At 37.2% G+C, this 17,289-nt stretch carries 13 protein-coding genes and 2 pseudogenes; 1 reads left to right on the top strand and 14 read right to left on the bottom strand.

What is annotated here, in order from left to right; genetic code table 11:
• Positions 1 to 317: 317 nt before the first annotated feature.
• The 6 genes and pseudogenes from istB to TTE_RS05485 form a co-directional block, all read right to left on the bottom strand.
• Positions 318 to 1,090, bottom strand: a pseudogene (gene istB, locus TTE_RS05510) (IS21-like element helper ATPase IstB).
• A pseudogene (gene istA, locus TTE_RS05505) lies at positions 1,056 to 2,314 on the bottom strand (IS21 family transposase). The pseudogenes istB and istA overlap by 35 nt, the downstream one beginning before the upstream one ends.
• Before the next feature lie 95 nt (positions 2,315 to 2,409).
• On the bottom strand, positions 2,410 to 2,670 hold the full coding sequence (locus TTE_RS05500; protein WP_011025495.1) for a hypothetical protein: 261 nt from the start codon (positions 2,668 to 2,670) through the stop codon (positions 2,410 to 2,412).
• Positions 2,671 to 2,924: 254 nt separating this feature from the next.
• Entirely contained in the window at positions 2,925 to 3,962 is a 1,038-nt protein-coding gene (locus tag TTE_RS05495; RefSeq protein ID WP_226990172.1) for a metallopeptidase TldD-related protein, read from the bottom strand.
• 113 nt (positions 3,963 to 4,075) lie between these two features.
• A complete protein-coding gene (locus TTE_RS05490; RefSeq protein WP_407636722.1) occupies positions 4,076 to 5,494 on the bottom strand; it encodes a radical SAM protein in 1,419 nt (472 codons plus the stop codon).
• Between the two features lie 239 nt (positions 5,495 to 5,733).
• Positions 5,734 to 7,101, bottom strand: coding sequence for a DDE-type integrase/transposase/recombinase (locus tag TTE_RS05485; RefSeq protein WP_011024557.1), 1,368 nt, complete (start codon positions 7,099 to 7,101; stop codon positions 5,734 to 5,736).
• A 186-nt stretch (positions 7,102 to 7,287) separates the two neighbouring features.
• On the opposite strand from TTE_RS05485, the gene TTE_RS05480 reads away from it, so the two are divergent.
• Positions 7,288 to 8,571: an IS110 family transposase gene (locus TTE_RS05480; RefSeq protein ID WP_011024548.1), complete on the top strand. Its 1,284-nt coding sequence runs from the start codon at positions 7,288 to 7,290 to the stop codon at positions 8,569 to 8,571.
• 575 nt (positions 8,572 to 9,146) lie between these two features.
• On the opposite strand, the gene TTE_RS05475 is transcribed toward TTE_RS05480, so the two are convergent.
• The 8 genes from TTE_RS05475 to TTE_RS05440 form a co-directional block, all read right to left on the bottom strand.
• Positions 9,147 to 10,349, bottom strand: coding sequence for an MFS transporter (locus TTE_RS05475; protein WP_011025492.1), 1,203 nt, complete (start codon positions 10,347 to 10,349; stop codon positions 9,147 to 9,149).
• Between the two features lies 1 nt (position 10,350).
• Positions 10,351 to 11,577 (bottom strand): radical SAM/SPASM domain-containing protein, encoded by a 1,227-nt coding sequence (locus tag TTE_RS05470; protein ID WP_226990171.1) that lies wholly within the window; start codon positions 11,575 to 11,577, stop codon positions 10,351 to 10,353.
• A complete protein-coding gene (locus tag TTE_RS05465; protein ID WP_011025490.1) occupies positions 11,538 to 11,861 on the bottom strand; it encodes a rhodanese-like domain-containing protein in 324 nt (107 codons plus the stop codon). The genes TTE_RS05470 and TTE_RS05465 overlap by 40 nt, the downstream gene beginning before the upstream one ends.
• A gap of 53 nt (positions 11,862 to 11,914) precedes the next feature.
• Entirely contained in the window at positions 11,915 to 12,130 is a 216-nt protein-coding gene (locus TTE_RS05460; RefSeq protein ID WP_011025489.1) for a hypothetical protein, read from the bottom strand.
• Positions 12,131 to 12,771: 641 nt separating this feature from the next.
• Positions 12,772 to 13,299, bottom strand: coding sequence for a tetratricopeptide repeat protein (locus TTE_RS05455; RefSeq protein ID WP_226990170.1), 528 nt, complete (start codon positions 13,297 to 13,299; stop codon positions 12,772 to 12,774).
• Between the two features lie 137 nt (positions 13,300 to 13,436).
• Positions 13,437 to 14,225: an ABC transporter permease gene (locus TTE_RS05450; RefSeq protein WP_011025487.1), complete on the bottom strand. Its 789-nt coding sequence runs from the start codon at positions 14,223 to 14,225 to the stop codon at positions 13,437 to 13,439.
• 48 nt (positions 14,226 to 14,273) lie between these two features.
• Entirely contained in the window at positions 14,274 to 15,137 is an 864-nt protein-coding gene (locus TTE_RS05445) for an ABC transporter ATP-binding protein (RefSeq protein ID WP_011025486.1), read from the bottom strand.
• A gap of 128 nt (positions 15,138 to 15,265) precedes the next feature.
• Positions 15,266 to 16,984 carry an ABC transporter ATP-binding protein gene (locus TTE_RS05440; RefSeq protein ID WP_011025485.1) on the bottom strand — a complete coding sequence of 573 codons (1,719 nt, stop codon included), beginning with the start codon at positions 16,982 to 16,984 and terminating at the stop codon, positions 15,266 to 15,268.
• Between the last annotated feature and the right edge of the window lie 305 nt (positions 16,985 to 17,289).

Genomic DNA, 17,289 nt, shown 5'->3' with positions numbered 1-17,289 from the left:
ATCTGTCAATAATCTTTTAAAAACCAAAAATCCAAATTTAGAAATATAAAGCAGAGCAGTTAAAATATTAAAATTCAAATGCACAAAAAAATGTTGACAATAAATAAATCTCTAATTAGTTGCAATTAATTAACAAAATATTATAAAATCTACTTTGTTTATTATCTGACTTATTATTTTATTTGTCCTCCTAAAAAAGGATAAAAATCTTATAAATTCCACACATTTTTATTCTTTTAATTCAATTATGTCAATAGCGGATTAAAATTGACCCATTTTCAACGGTTTTAAATTGACCCACCCTGCGTTTTTTTAATTTAAGCCTTCCCGTTTGGACTGCCGTAATAAAGACCAGCCTTTAACCTATCCTTTAAACGATAGCTGTTACCTCTTATGTTGATTATATGAGCATGGTGCAGCAATCTGTCCAATACCGCAGTTGCAAGAACCGGATCCCCCATTAGTTCACCCCATTCCCCAAATCCTTTGTTGCTCGTAAGTATTATGCTCCCTCTCTCATACCGTGCGCTTATCAGCTGAAAAAAGAGATTTGCTCCAAGGTTGTCTAAAGGCAAATACCCTACTTCATCTACAACAAGAAGCCTTGGCCTTATGTAGTTCCTCATCTTTCTATCTAATCTGTTCTCTTCATAACCTTTTTTAAGGTCTTCAATTAGTTTTGATAGGGTGATAAAGTAAACTGGTATCCCCTGCGATAGTGCTTCTACAGCAAGTGCTACAACTAGATGTGTCTTACCCACTCCAGGAGGTCCAAGAAATATCACATTCTCCGCACGGTGTACAAAGTCCATCGTAGCAAGTTCTTTTATCAGCTTCTCATCTATACTTGGCTGAAACGTAAAGTCAAATTCTGCTAGTGTTTTTCGGTATGGAAGTCGGGCTAGTTTGAATCTTACCTCAATATTTCTCTTCTGCCTTTCTGAAAGCTCTGTTTCAAGAAGCTCATTTAAGAAGTCAAGATATGTGCTGTTTTGTGCTGCGCTCTTTCAAGGAGTGAATCAAGTAAAGAAGCTGCACTCAGAAGTCCCAGTTCTTCAAGATGTAGTCTGGCTTTCTCCAGTTCTATCATATCCTGTCACCTCCGCTAGACTTTCATAAAGACTAAGTGAGCGTCTCTCAACCTCTAGTGAAAATAGCTTGATTGCTTTTGGTCTGGGATAAAGCATCCCTTCTGCCGCTTTTAAGCCTTTGTACTGGTCTTTGAGAAAAACTGTGCTTCTTGAACGATAACGTTTGTCATGTACTGCTATTACCTTGCTATCGTAGAGAATTTCAATTTTGCCATTTTTTCTCTTACAACTACCTCTTTCCCGCTGTACTGCCATGGTACTCCATACCTTACACCATCATAACTCAAAAGGCCATCTTTATGTACCTTCCTTGGTTCCTCCAGAAATTTTTGATATTTATCCAATGAAGGCAAAGGCTTTAAGTTTTCCCTCTTTAGTCTGTCAATTGGTCTTTCTCCTGTAGTACCATGTACTCTTCTGTTCTTCTTCTCACACCACTCTACTGCCTGACGATTTAAGTCGCCATAATCTAAAAATCTTCTCCCGGGCAGAAAATTGTCCTTGACAAAGTCTATTCCGCTTTCTACTTTGCCTTTTGTCTGGGGGCGTCTAACTTTGCAAACTCTGGGTACAAATCCCAAAGTTGCTGCAAGGTCCTCAAATACTGCATTCCATATGGGCTTCTTGTTTGCATCTGTACCTATGATTACAGTTTTCATTCTGTCAGTAAGTACAACGTCAGTTACTCCACCAAAATATTCAAAACCATGGATAAGGCAGCGATTGAAAGTGTGAACATCACAGCGATTTGTGAATTCCACATACATTGCTCTTGAATAACCAAGTACCATGACAAAGAGATAGAGCTTTCTTACTTCTCCTGTTTCCTGATCAATGTAATTGTATTCACCCCAATCAACCTGGGCTTGTTCTCCAGACTTTGTTTCATAGCGGCATACAGCCTGAATATGCTTTGAAGGTCTAAACTGCCTTACATAGTCTCTTAAAATAGTCTTTCCTCCAGTGTAACCTTCTTCTTTTATTCTTTCGTAAATAACTTCACAATTAAATATTCCCATATTAATGTACTCATGAATAGTATCTTTGTAAGGGTCAAGTTTTGAACCTCTCTTAGGGCGAGGTTTTCTTTCGGGGATTCCCTCTGCTCTGAGATACTTTCTTATTGTGTTTCGAGAATGCCCTGTTTCTCGTGAAATTGCACGAATACTCTTGCCTTTTGCTCTGAGTTCATGTATCATGATAATAGACCCACTCCCTAGCATTTTTTATCTCCCTCCGATCCTCTGAGGTTTAATTCAGATCAGAGGGATATTTCGACAGGGGGTGGGTCAATTCCTTCTCGTTACCCCTGGGTCAATTATACACCGTTAGTGACAACTAGCATTATTTTTCTTCCAAATCTATCACTGAATTGCCCTCCTAATAAGGCGATAACTGTATCGCCTAAATTAGCAATTGAAAAGGAAAGCCCTACAAGAAATGGCCCTCCTCTTCCCATCAAAATCAAAGGTAAAAGCCATCTCATTGGTCCATCCATTAGCCCTATAGCCATGTTAGATAAAAACATAATAGCAATGTTTCTTTTGCATAGTAGAGAAAAATAAGAAGTTTTTCTCATATTTTTACCTCTTTACCTATATCAGTGGTTTACTTGTTTTCGATTTTTCAACTTCTAAACAGTAATATTTTTTATAACTCTTTTCCCGATTTATTGTCCTGAAACACTATAACTTACACCTAAAGTTACTAATTTTTTATATAATTGTGCAAATATTCCTTTTTCAGGATAATTGCTTTTAAGAAATCAATTAATTTCTTTTTGATATTCCTAGCAGATGAAAGATTGTTAGTAATCTCTATAGATTCAGGCCTTTATCTTGGCAGCAAACTCTTTCCTAATAACCCTTCAAGTAGTACTGGTGGGGCACTTTGAGCAGAGCGTACTGCAATACCATTTTTGACACAAATTCCACCAACTACGGTAAGGTGAATGTTCGAAGAATCCAGAAAGATCATACTACATACTAACTCTTGAACTGTTGTTTCAATTCCAACTTTCCAATTTACCCTATATATAGGCATCCCACGTTCTATATAAACGCCTTCGCAATTCTTAATCCGAATCCGAGTAGAAACAGGATCCTTATTTAAAAGCTCCAGATCAAGTTCAGTGATCACTAATGCCCTCTCACTCTCATATACTATTGGCCTAGCTTGAATTACTAGGTTGGTTGTGCGTGGAATAGGGAAAGCACTATTATTGTACCCAAGATATCCACATCCAAGATAATGATATGGGTATGCAGAACTATCTATAAACCCAACTATTCTGCCTTGTTCTACAATAGGGATCCGCCTTGTAATTCGGGCATCGTCATTGAAAGCATTGAATCCAATGGTCTCTGCCTTTGGATCCTCGAAGATTTGTAGATCGACACACTCACCAAAAATCGGAAGATTTTTGATACTCAACGCAGTTTCATAACCTAAAAAGTCAAGTTCTAATAAATGAACCCATTCATGGAAGATGTGACCAACAACATTAGGACTTAAGAGGATCGGTAAATTGTTTGGAAAAACTACCCGGTGAGGCAACATGTGAAAAATACACAGTTCTTTCAACTTTTCTGGAACATAGTCCGCATATATATAAAATCTAGAATTTTCCTGAAATTGTAACACATAAAATCCCATACGCTGGTACTTGACAAAACCATCTGTTTCTATTGTCCTTTCTTCATGATAAAAAGAAAGTACTGCATCGACAGAATAGTTTGCTACTGTTTCCACAGCAGCAAGCAAGCCTTGTGTATCAAGAAGCCCTCTCTCAACATATATATCTCCAGGATCTGGTTCCCATACAGCAGCCTTAGGAAGTGTAAACATCTTAGAACCGCCATCACTCTCCACAATAACAGTCCTCCCACTGTACATCATACAATGAACCTTGGAATCTTTGTAAGTTTTGATTTCATAAATACGTCCCTTACATATCTTGAAGTGCCGTGACCGCAGAAAATATGCTATTCGATAACACATCCTAAAACACCCGAACTAATTAATGCCCTAAGTTCCCCTAGAGGGAGTTCTCTTCCTGTTTGTTTCTTGAAAACTAACCTGAGGTCATTCAAGGCAATCCCACATTGGGATGGAATTAAACAATAGATAGTTGATGCATCACCTGTGAGCTCCACGAAAGTATTTCGTGCCTCATTACGGATAATCAAAGAATCTCCTTGCCACGTTGCAAGTGTAACGAGTTTTACAATTCTTGTGTCATTTCTAATGTTTATTTCTGACAAATAGGCATCAGTCCTTTCAGTAGTTATTTTTTTGCTTGCTTGATTCAAGTTAATTGCTCTGATTAATTCTTCTGGTGAAAAAGGACAAAGTGGATCTTCCCCTAAAAAGTTTCCACTATATGCTACAGCATTACAACGACAACCCCCGCATTTGAAAACCAATGGACAATCTCTACATCTTCCCTCAACCTCTCGTTCTCTCCATCGTCGTAACACAGGATGATTTCGCCAAATTTCGGTTAATCTTGTGTTGCACACATTGCCGAGCACATACGAGTTAAGCTGGCAAGGAACAACATCACCATTACTACGTACTCCAAAATAGTAAATCCCCGCGCTGCAACCAATAAAAAGACTATTCATAAGCAGTTCCCGATCAACAGCTGCTATCCAGTGCTCATGAGTCACTATATATCGGTAGCCTAATTGGGTATTACGTGTCATAATCCAATCCAGAAGCCATTTATATTGTTCGGAACTCAGATTTTGCTCATATGCCTTTGCACCTTTGCCAATAGGAACAAATTGGGAAATGTTTAGTAATCCAGCCCCCCAGTACAAAGCCAATATAAGTACTGTGTCAAGCTGATTAAAGTTTTCCTTTGTCGGTACAATACCCAAGCTGAAGTTAATCCCATATCGCTTTAACAATTTGATACCTTCAATTTGTTCCTTAAAGTGTCCTTTATATCCGACAATTTTGTCATGAACTTCAGGGCTCCCGTGGATGCTTAGATAAAACTGTATCCTATTATCTCCAAGGTCCTTGTTGAGTCGCCAGACCTGTTGTACAACATCTTCACGTTGGTTTACCATCATAGTATCAATTGTAATAATCGGCATTTCATCCCCCATTCGTTCCGCTAACTGCTGCAATATCCAGCTAATGTACGGACTTAACAATGGATCGCCTCCTCCAATGCCTAGATGTAGTGGTTTCAATTCTACTACATTGTCAAGTATTGTTTCAATTAGATCTCGTGTTTCGGTTGGATATAATTTTCTTTCGGTGTTGTAGCAAAAGTTACAATGGAGCATTCCTGTAATGAATAAAAAATAAGGGAGAATGGACTTTGAAAAAATAAGTACCTCCTGATAAAATACAGAGTGTAAGTTTAAGAACTTACCTCGAATTATCAAAATAGGTAGCGTCAAGTAAGAACATGAGGATTCCCTAAAAAATAGAAATTGTAGGTAGTAGTTAGCAAAGAAATCAGTGATTATTAAATCAATAACTTAAAATGACACCTAGGGAAAAACTATAAGTAAATAAAATCTAAGCTTTTATGGGCAAAGAAGGCAAATATCACCCTATGGTAAGCTAGACTATTTCAAATACAGTCTAACTTACCACATAAAAGTTGTCAAGATTATAGAGTTTAATTAAGCTCAACAAACCATTGAATCAGTTTAGCCCAATTATCCACTTGGTGGCCATGTTTATCTTTAAGGGGTGCAAGTACTTTGCCATCGGAAGCCTCATGAGGTTTCAAGTGATTGTAGTACAGCTGATATAGCAATGCATGAGCGATAGCACCTTCAAAAGAACTAAAAGACTTATGGCGCTTGTAATGAGCCTTGTAAGAGCCAAATAAGCGTTCTAAACGGTTTTTATACGGTCTGTAAGTATGACTGTCACCACCGGGTGGAGGAGAGATTCCCAACACAGGTCGATGACGGATATTGGCTCCAAAGAAAACCGAAGCGAAATGGACTGCCACATCATAAATAGGCGCTTTATCTGTGACTAAAATGAATTCTCGGTTGTTGTAACGGTCAATGACCTCTTTAAGGATTGTCAAAGCAGCTAAAGCATCCCTATGAGGAGAAAGGTGCTGTGAGATAATAAAACCTCTCAAGCCATCACAGGCAGTAAAAAGGTAATGCCACTTACCTTTGACCTTTATGTAAGTCTCATCAATAACAACAAGGCCTGACAAAGGGAGGTTGATAGACTTAACAAGCGGAGCGAGTTTAGAGGCCAAGGAAACCACCCAGTTTTGTATAGTCTGATGAGAGAGTTGAACTTGCCATATATGCTGTAGTGCAGAGACAGTTTGCCTTAAAGAAAGACCGAGACCTACGTATAAATTAACAGTTTGTGCTATCAAGAATGGGCTAAAATGGCTTTTTGCGAGGTTAACAGGGGCAGCATTTGGAGAAGAAGAAGAGAGTTCATCAAAATCAACATCAAAAGCTCTGAAGCGATATCTTTTACGGTGGTTAAGCCACTTAGGGCAATTATCATTGCGACACTTAAACACAGTAAAATTCTTTCTAGTTTTATCCTGAATAAGTGCAGACCCGCAGAAAGGGCAGCGGTAAGTAGGGCGAGACTTTTTAGGAGCAGGTTTACCAGGAGCCCATTGATGTTTACACACTTTACACTGTAGTTTTTGAAAGCCGTCAGGGTCTTTACCAAAACTGTACAAATAATCAGGAGGGGCACCGCAAACAGGGCACTTATCAACATCAACACAAAGGGGTTTAATACGTCTAACATGAGAGATAGGCTTACCTTGAGCTTCAGCTTCGGCAAGGATTTTCTTGTAATCTTTTTTCTCAACAACTTTTTCAACAAGTGGCAAAGGATCCTCTAAAGGTGACAAAACTTTGTAGCCTGAAGGTTGGAGGTCAACAGGCGGCTGAATATCTACTTTAAAGTGTTTGAGAGCGAATAGAGAAATTTTAAGCAAAAAATTTAATAAATGAGTAAGAAGGAAAACGGGTAGTAGTTGTCGAAACATAAATTAGGATTCCCTCCTTTGGGTTGATGGTGTTTGTTTTTGCTACAACTACTACCTACGACACCAAGGGGAGGGAATCCTCCTTTTTCTCGAAAAAATTTTTATTCCAATGTTTTGGAGACTATAGATACGCGAATTTAAGGCTTTAATTTGACGTTACATCAAAATAAACAGGAGGTACCTAAAATGAAGTATAAACAAAATGAAAAGATTTTGCAAGTAACGGGAGACACATTAATTGCGGGAGTAGACATAGCAAAAGAAAGCCATTATGCCAGAGCATTTGACTACAGAGGAGTAGAATATGGGAAATACCTGAGATTTGAAAACAATAGAGAAGGTATGACAAAATTTCTTAACTGGGCAAAAGACTTGATGGAGAGACATAAGAAAAACAAACTAATAGTAGGGATAGAACCGACAGGGCAATATTGGCTGTGTTTTGCCCAATACCTTAAAGACAATAACATAAAGGTAGTATTGGTTAATCCATTTCATGTAAAGATGAGCAAAGAATTAGATGACAATTCTCCCACAAAAAGCGATAAGAAAGACCCAAAAACAATAGCAATGCTAGTAAAAGACGGGAGATATGTAGAGCCGATAATACCTGAAGGAGTATATGCAGAATTAAGGGTAGCGATGGGCATAAAAGACAGGTTGAACAAACAAATAGGGATGACAAAAAATCAAATAACAAGATGGTTGGACATATACTTTCCAGAGTTTAACACCGTATTTTCAGACTGGGAAGGGAAAGCAGCACTTATCACATTAAGAGAATTTCCAACGCCTGAGAAGATAGCAAAAAAGAGTGCTGAAGAAATAATATCGATATGGAAGAAAGAAGTACAAAGAGGGGTAGGAGAAAAAAGGGCTATAAAGCTGATAGAAACTGCTAAGGAGAGCATAGGGAAGAAGCAGGGCATAAAGATGGCGGAATACGAGATAAAGACTCTCATTGAACAATACGAATTTTTAAAAAAACAAATTGAAGAAATAGAGAAGAAGATGGAAGAATTAATAGTTGAGATACCAGGGGTTAAAGAACTACTAGAAATCAAAGGGATAGGAGTAAACACAGTAGCAGGTTTTATTGCAGAAGTAGGAGATATTGAAAAATATGAACATCCAAAACAGATACAAAAACTAGGGGGATTAAACCTAATAGAAAATAGCTCTGGTAAGCATAAAGGAGAAACGACAATAAGTAAAAGAGGGAGGAAGCGATTGAGGAGTGTGCTATTTAATGCAGTAATGGCCTTGGTCGCAAAAAACGAAGAATTTCGTGAACTACACAAATATTACACCACCAGAGCGCAAAACCCGCTAAAAAAGAAGCAATCACTAATAGTATTGTGCAACAAACTGATAAGGATATTTTATGTCATATTAAAGAAAGGAGTAAAATATGACCCAATCAAGATGATGAAGGACATAAAGAGGCCAGGCTTACAGGAAGCTGCATAAAAAGTGCCAACATACTATCAAATCAATTAAGGGTTAATCATCTTCTCTTCAGCTTTAACTTAGTCACATCTAAAGAGCTGACCCTTAAGAAGAAATTGATTTTTATGAAAAGCGAAAGTGTGAACGATGTGACATAAAAGGTAAAAGAAGGAATAAGACAAAAACAACCAATCAAGAGATGGGATATTGACAACAAGAGCGGGAATTGTCATAAAAATAATCACCATACGGGCAAAGACCCTGCAATGGAGCAGAAATGACATCCACCTCATGGCAGGTAGAACGAAGGAATTAAGGACTAAGATCCAGTGAGACATGGGAGGGTAAACCCCATGAGATAAGTGGAGCTATCCCGCCATAATATGGAAATAGGATATGAGGTTTATTAAGCTTACCCATTTAATGGTTAGATAAGTAAGAAATGGTAATATAAGCCATGAGATGCTCTTGTTGTGATGAGAAAATTAAAGAAAAACTAAGATATTAAGAGAAAATAAAAGATAATAGAGGGAGGTGACATGCTGTAGTAAGATCCCAAGACAAGTGGTAAGGTCTATCGGGTACAACAATCTGTTTCATGAATCTTCACCTCTTAGCACTAACGCAAGTTTTAACAAAAACAAGGAAATCAGCGAAGCTACTCCTGCAAAAAAGAACATGACCTTAAGCCCCAAAACTGAGATAAGAGTCCCCCATAAGAGAGGAGTTACTGCCCAGAAAGCACTACGAAGAGTATTCAAAAAGGATAGTGCTGTTGCCCGTTCGACGCTAATCTGTTCATTCTCTAAAAGGGTAATACCACTCCCCCTCAAATAACTGGAAGCAATCGCAACAATAACTAAGGCCACAAAAGCCCAAGGCACAGGAACTAACGGCATTAATAAAAAGGCAAGCGCTGATAATAGTGTTGGCCAAAGAATTAGTTTCCTGTAATCGGTGATTTTTATCTTGCAAATATAAAAACCTGTCACTGCTGCAGCCAATGAAGTAACACCAAAAGCAAAAGCCGTCCCTTTCAGGTCAACTCCAAACTGTTCCACCATGTAAGTAATCCACCAGGCAGTTGTGATCCAAATGGGAAGTGTAAAGAAAAAACTCTGAACTGCTGTAATCCATAGAACACGACTTTCTAAAAACTGATAAAATCCCGTTTTGAGTATCTCCAACCACCCTCGGCGACGGTAATTTCCATAGTTCTCAGGAAAGGTCATGATAAAAAACCCATTGGCTATAATGATAACGCCAGTCAAAGCAATTGGAATACGCAGGCTGCCAAGACTTCCCAGAATATATGCAACCACCATTCCTATCGCAGTAAATGGAATAGAGTAAAGGTAAAGTTTACCAAAAGCTTCCCTTGTCCCTTCTTGTCCAACACTATCATAGAGCCATGCTTCCCGTGCACCGCTCGTAAAAGCATAAGAAATTCCCATTAATACAGCAGTAACAAGTGCAGGACCAAAGGCAGAAATCGAGCTGAGCCATAACATTCCTGCACCATAGCAAAACATTGCCAATCCCCAAGAGAGCCTACGGCCCAGCCGGTCTGCAAAAGCTCCAGACAGGTAATCGATAGCAGAGGTCACTGCTGAAGCAAGTGATACAAAAAATCCAAATTGGGTAGGTGTTAACCCGAGTCCCTTTTCTGTAGTCATAAATTGAATATAGTAAGGATCAAGAATTTTAAAAGCAAAAAACTCTATAAGGCATACAGCAATAATATAACGGCGAATATAGTAGGTATAGAGTATTTTTCCATTAGTTGAATGTTCAGTCATGTCAATTTCCTCCTACCTTTTCCTTTGGTAAATTGGATGGAAAAACTCTAACTTGCTCCTCGTTTAAACCTCTGACAAGGGGGCACCAGGGATCCGCAGCAAACCAATCTTCAGTAAGATAGTACGTTCTAGCACGGCACCCCCCGCAGAATTCGCGGTATAAACAAGAACAGCACGGTTCAGCAAGCAGCGATCCGTTACGAACTCCTTCCAGCACAGATGAATGATAAAGAACGATTAGAGATTGCTCAAAAATATTTCCTAAACACAAATCTCTACTGTATAAACAGGGAAGGACTGAACCATCAGCAGTAATAGTTAGGTTGGTACGCCCCCAAGGACAAGCTGTACTCAGATCCAAATAGGGCGAGATGGGATCAGTAAGAGGGTAATACGGGACATTATAATATACTGCAAAAGCCTGTCTAAAATACCTGGTATCAAGTTCTCTAACAAGCTTCATAATTCGTAAATGTTCTTCGTAAGAGATATCAAGCTCTGATTGTACTATACGTCCACAATAAATCGGAGGGTTAATCCACACATAATTAAATCCCATTTGAAAAGCTAAATCAACATAATCTTCAATATTGTCCATATTTAGTGTAGTAAGAGTCATGGTACATCCAAGAAATATATTAGAACAGTATTTTATTAGTATCTCTACGCCTCTCATAGTCCTGGCGAACGAACCTTGTCCTCTGATAGCATCGTGGGTTTGTGCACTAGCTCCATCTAGGGATATCATGACCTCAGAAATACCTAAAGATTCCATAAGCTTTGCTGTTTCTTGGTTAATAAGTGTACCATTAGTGATAATTGCAATACCTTTAATATCCGGCCCTTGAGCCAACTGAAGCATGTCCCATATCCAGTTATTTGTCAATGGCTCTCCCCCAGAAATTGTAAGCCAAAGTCCATCCATCTCTAAACACTCCACAAGTTGTCGAGCATCTGCTAAAATACGACTAAATTGCTCCACTGTCATAATTTGTGGCTTATTCGATACATTGTAGCACGTTCGGCAAGCAAGATTACAAATAGTGGTAATCTCTATATCAAGATTGAAGAGGCGACCTCCAGCAAACTTTTGTTCCCGAGCTATTCGCATATCTACTCTACGTCGGAAATGTGGGTCCGAGGTGTAATGGGGAGAATTACGCAGAATATTGAGAGGATGATCAATATTTATGTGCTGCTTTCCCACGGAAGACCCGCCTCTATCCATTCCTTAGTACCTCCTCTATAAACCTTTACATTAAATCCATAGTTAGCCAACAATTCCGCTGCCTCGATACAGGATGTACATTCGTAGCTTGCACAATACGTAACAATAAGCTTATCTTTAGACAAACAGTTTAAATGGTTTGGCAACTCCTCCAGGGGGATTGATATCGAACCCTTAATGTGAGCCTGCTCATACCAATCGCGAGGAAGAACGTTTAATACAATAACGTCAAGGTTATTTAGCATAGTCAATAACTCTTCTTTTGTTACCATTTCAATTTGCATATGCCATGCTCTCCTTTCTCACTCAGTTAGTTTAACTCTTCTCATTTTAGAATTTACTTTTCCCAAGACAATGATTCTGATAATGCTAACTTGTCCGCAAACAACTGCTTTAAGATCTGCTCTTCCCGTATACCAATTATTCCTTTCTCAACAATTTCTGAGGCAACTTCTTCTAGCGCTCGGTTAGTTAGTGAAAGTGGCATCGCTACAACCCCACCATGAATACACCAGTGAATCTGATAAATCCCTTCATGGATCACCACAGACATATTATCTCACCTCCTATTTTTGTATTTTTTAAGATTTATATAATTTAAGTCACTTAAGAGGTGTGCTTTTTAACTATTGCTTTCAAATTTAAATTTTTATCTTTTGTTTATAATCCCTTATGATTGTTCAATTGTGAGAAATACTCATAAGGAGGAAATCCTACATCCACCAGCTTCAATTACTTTATAAAAATATATTCGAACTCTTTACTTCTCAGCTGAAAATTGGATTTCTATTCTTCATATATTTAAAAAATCTAGACTTGCCTTCAAAGCCTAAATTCCCTTCCTCTGATCATTGCCGCAAGGGTTATTCTCATCGTGCAATATTTAAAACTTTTGCTGTTATAAAAGTTGAAAGATAATGATGGGCTAAAGATTAGTTTTTACAATGAGCAAATCAGCAAGGTCAGATTAATAAAGTTAGAAACAACTTAATTTAAAATTATTAAAAGTAGCTCAATTTTAACCCGCTATTGATATTATTACCCCTTAACCTACCCAAATAGGAGGATTTTCAAGTGGAATTACAATAAAAGCCCCATATACATAGGCAAGGAGTACCAGTGATGTGAGTAGCACCTTGAGCTTCCCCCTCATATTTTGTTATCCTTTCTCAAATATTCCTTTCTTTGCCCTTATTATAACATAAGAAAATAAAAATGCAATATATTTTTTATTTTTTTTTGGAGAATGTTTGCCAGCCTTTTATATGTTTCTATGATAGCCTGTTTATTTCCTAACTTTTTATATACTTCCGCCAGAAGATAACTGCCTTTTACTATGTATTCCATATCCTTGTTCCTGTAGGATATTTCAATGCCTTCTTCCAATAAAGAACGTGCTTCTTTGTATAAACCCATTTTTATATAAAGATTTGCTTTTTCAATAAGAGTATGTGATAGTAAATTTTTATCTTCTTTTCGCCTGATTTTTTCGGCTTCATTTAAATATTCCATTGATTTTTCAAAATCATTTTTTTCCATATAAATTTCTCCAATGTTGGTATAAAGAAAACCCAATAAAGGGTTATTATTGTCATTTATTTCTTCGACTAGTCCTCTAAATATTTCTAAAGCCTTATCATATTCTTTCATGTCTCTATAGCAATTCGCTTCTATTGACTTTATATATACATAGTACTCAAAATCTTTTTCTTTATCTAACACTGATAAACACTTCTGAATATAATCAATTGAAACTGCTGGCTCACTAATACACCTGCAACATAAGGCATTGTTATAACTTGCTAAGTCCCTGTTTCTTAACTTCAAAAACAGGGACTTACATATCCTTAGATAGCATATTAATAAAAAGCATATTCTCCTTTTTTCTTAACAACTAGCATGGCATACCGGAAGGTTACTATAGAAATTATGGCAATTAATACTGTATAAACTACTAGTCCTACAAAACTTCCAATAAAATTACCGCCATTAATTAGGCTCTCAAGTGCTTTTACTCCCCAAGTCATTGGCAATATATTAGAAAAAGCTTGTAGTGAAGCTGGCATGGTACTCCAGGGTATGACTATTCCTGAAAAGAATAAAATAAGATATTCTAGAATAGATGTCGTTGCTCCTACCCGTTTAAAAATCATCCCCAAAGATGCTATGAAAAATCCAAAGGCATAAAGAGTAAGGATTATCAACATACCGATAACTACTGCCATCGCAGTTACTCTCCATGATGAGGACATATAGCTTAAGTCAGGCTTAAACACCACATAGAGTATGCCACCAACCACAAGAGTCTGAATTAGAGTAAACAGGCAATGCACAATATTGCGAGCAATCAAAATATGAATAAATGGGGTCTTGGTTATAGATATGCGTTCCAGCGTTCCCAAGTATCGTTCCTCTGCAAGATGACTTGTGGCATCAGATAACGCAGATGGGGTAAAAAGCCACAGCAGCAATCCAACAAAAGCTACTGCCTGCCCACTCTGCGTAAACAAGGAATTTACTGCCCAGTAGAGCCCACTCAAAAAAATAGCAGTTGAAATAAGTCCAACAATGTAGTTGAATAAGTATCGCTTTAGGTCAAAGTAAAACTTAAAAAACTCAGCTTTAATTGCTTTCACTACACTCACCATATAACCTCCTAAAAATCGCCTCAAAATCCGGACTTTTTTTCTCCAAGTTTAACACTTAAAATCAGGATCGGAAAAAACCGAATAAAACAATTCCTTTTGCCCCAGCCGTAAGGTTGTTTTTAAAGTAACATCCGATAAAATTTCAAATTGAAGTTCGTATTTACGCAACTTTTCCCTTGCTTTTGTAGAATTTCGCAAATATAAAATATATTCCTCTTCTTTGCTTAAGTTCTTAAGGTCCTCAGTTTTACCCTCTAAAATGACTTTTCCCTCTTTGAGCCATAAAACTTTATTAGTAACCTTTTCTACAAAGTCCATTCTATGACTGGCAATTATGACAGTTTTCCCCATCTCTTTTACCCAGCTCTTTATAGATTCGGTGAGTTCAGCAGCAGCAAGCACATCAAGACCGGAAAGAGGTTCATCTAAAAATACCACTTCCGGATCATTTATAAGGCAGGTAGCAATTGCAAGTTTTTTTCTCATTCCTGCTGAATATGTGAATACATACTGGTCCTTAACTTCATACAGATCTAGTTTTTTTAAAAGTTCTTCACATCTCCTCTTGGCAACAGAAGATGGAACCTGATTAAGGTATGCAAAGTAGAGAATATTAGCTTCTCCGGTTAAGTAATGATATACATTTTGCGTGCCTTCCCAAAGAAAAGAAAATCGTCCTCTTATTATCTCAGGCTTTTTTAGGAGGGATACTCCTTTGTACAGGATGTCTCCTTGGTCAGGGATTAGCAAAGTTGCAATCTGCTTTATCAAAGTGGTCTTGCCAGCCCCATTTGGCCCCAAAATTCCTAGTACGTCACCACGCTCAACAAAAAAGTTAATATTGTCATTTGCCTTAATCTGTTGATTCCCTCTCTTATACACTTTTGTCAAGTTTCGCACTTCCAACAGCATAACTTCACTTACTCCTTACTGTTATCTTTTAAACTAGAAACACTTAACTTCTCTATTACTCTTTCATATATACTTGCTTTTGTCGGCAACCATTTGTAAGTTGCTTCAATGTTATATTTTGAATCCTTTCATACGGCTTCCTCTACTGCTTCTTTCTCATCAACCCCATAATTATACATATAATAGAAATACCCTCTCTTTTCTAATAGCTCATCTAATGTGCCTCTTTCAATGATTTCTCCATCTCTCATCACAAATATTTCATCATACTTTTTAAGTATCTCCGGGTCTAATTTATGGGTTACAGCAAGTACTGTCGCATCTAAATTTATAAGTGTCCTCTCTATATCGCTTGCCGTAACTTTATCTAAAGCTGCCGTAGCCTCATCTATTAGTAGTACTTCCGCTTTTTTGATTAACGCTCTTGCAATTGCTATCCTCTGCCTCTCTCCTCCTGATAGCTCTACTTCCCCTTCTCCTACTATTGTATCAACTCCTTTGGGAAGTTTCTCAACAACCTGAATTAAACCAGATTGTCTCAATGCTTCATTAAGTTCCTCTTCCCCACATTCACTGTAAAGACAAATGTTATTCTTTAATGTTTCGCTAAACATAAAGACATCCTGCTGTATAATGCTAACTTTTCTGTAATAGGAAGCAGGGTCAAATTCTCTTATGTCTACTCCGTCAATTAGCACTTGCCCCTCATAATCTGTAATGTGATTTAATAGCACTCTGAGTAGTGTGGTCTTTCCACATCCACTTTCTCCAACTAATGTATACTTTTTGCCTTTATCAAGTTTTATGTTTATGTTTGACAAAGCATTCCTTTTCCCATCGTAAGAAAAGGTTAGGTTTTTGATTTCTATGGAATTTCTAAATTCAAAAGGTTTATCTCCCTGTGAGACTTCCTCTTTGCTTACGTCTATTATTTCTTTTTGGATTTTATCTGCTATTTTTTCAACAGATTTTATCTTTGTAGCATACAAAGATGCAGAAATTAAAGGATTTACTATGTAGTTCATAAGCTGTACAGCGGCAATCATAGAACCTACTGTTATGTAGCCTCTTAAAACCAAATATGTGGCTACAAGAATATTCACAAAAAACATTGCAAATCCTGACACGATAGACAAAGCTCCCTGAAATCCTTGAAACGCGTCGGATTTATACCCCGCCATTTCTGCATCTTTGTTATCTTTTGATGCCATATTGAGGATTTTATTCTCTATGTTAAAAGCTTTTATTACTTCAAATCCCTGAGCCATCTCTTTTATCCTGTTGGTAAACCTCTCAAGCTTTTTAAGGTACTGCCCTTTTAGTTCCTGATTTATTTTTGTGAAAAGCTGAGGCACAATCACTGGAACCCAGCCAAAAATGAAAATGACTATAGTGAGATAAATGTTTATTCGAAGTATCAAATATAAAGACACGATAAATAGTAAAACGTCTTCCATAATGTTAATGAGGCTTGTTAAGTAATTACTCTCTATCATTCTCACATCATTGCTAAGTAAAGATATCAATTCTGAGCTTGTAATTTTCCTTCTTTTAGAATTTATGAAACTTTCTATAATGGATTGTTTGTAGTCTATTAACACTTTCTTGTTAAAAGCTGCTGAAGCTGCCTTTGACAGGGTCTCAGCTGTAAATACCGCTATCAAAAACCCTACTGAATACCATATTAACGTAGAAATACTGTAATTTAAATTTCCAACTGATGTGTCAACAATTATTTTAAAAAGTATTGCCTGCAGGGCTTTAAGGGCTGATACGAAAATTATAAGTATAGCGTTTATCAGAATTAAAAACTTGTACTTTAAGATGTATTTCTTTATCGTCTCCATTTACACGACCTCCATAGAATGAGATTGCAATATCAAATTAAACTTTCCCCTTTAGATTAAGACAATTCGTTTTTTATACAAACTGAAATTGTGCCATATATGTCAGTATCCCAAACAAAAAAGTAAATATCATCAATAAACCCTCAACTTTTTCAATTTTATCCTAACATTCTTATCTCTCTCAGTAAAATAGCAAAAATGTCCATAAACTCTTCTAATATTTCATTTTGGTGAACTTATCCATACTTTCCTCCATTTTTCTCATTTTTTCATATATCGCCAGTAAAAAATTTCAATTTTGTAAC

Source organism: Caldanaerobacter subterraneus subsp. tengcongensis MB4 (assembly GCF_000007085.1).
In the GTDB taxonomy this organism is placed as follows: domain Bacteria; phylum Bacillota; class Thermoanaerobacteria; order Thermoanaerobacterales; family Thermoanaerobacteraceae; genus Thermoanaerobacter; species Thermoanaerobacter subterraneus.
Note: the sequence above shows the minus strand (reverse complement) of the source record. Positions and strands in the feature narration are given on the sequence as shown.

Coding starts and splice junctions, on each gene's coding strand:
- TTE_RS05500 (WP_011025495.1), bottom strand. CDS start 2,670: ATGAGAAAAACTTCTTATTTTTCTCTACTATGCAAAAGAAACATTGCT.
- TTE_RS05440 (WP_011025485.1), bottom strand. CDS start 16,984: ATGGAGACGATAAAGAAATACATCTTAAAGTACAAGTTTTTAATTCTG.
- TTE_RS05465 (WP_011025490.1), bottom strand. CDS start 11,861: ATGCAAATTGAAATGGTAACAAAAGAAGAGTTATTGACTATGCTAAAT.
- TTE_RS05460 (WP_011025489.1), bottom strand. CDS start 12,130: ATGTCTGTGGTGATCCATGAAGGGATTTATCAGATTCACTGGTGTATT.
- TTE_RS05485 (WP_011024557.1), bottom strand. CDS start 7,101: ATGTTTCGACAACTACTACCCGTTTTCCTTCTTACTCATTTATTAAAT.
- TTE_RS05470 (WP_226990171.1), bottom strand. CDS start 11,577: ATGGATAGAGGCGGGTCTTCCGTGGGAAAGCAGCACATAAATATTGAT.
- TTE_RS05445 (WP_011025486.1), bottom strand. CDS start 15,137: ATGCTGTTGGAAGTGCGAAACTTGACAAAAGTGTATAAGAGAGGGAAT.
- TTE_RS05475 (WP_011025492.1), bottom strand. CDS start 10,349: ATGACTGAACATTCAACTAATGGAAAAATACTCTATACCTACTATATT.
- TTE_RS05450 (WP_011025487.1), bottom strand. CDS start 14,225: ATGGTGAGTGTAGTGAAAGCAATTAAAGCTGAGTTTTTTAAGTTTTAC.
- TTE_RS05480 (WP_011024548.1), top strand. CDS start 7,288: ATGAAGTATAAACAAAATGAAAAGATTTTGCAAGTAACGGGAGACACA.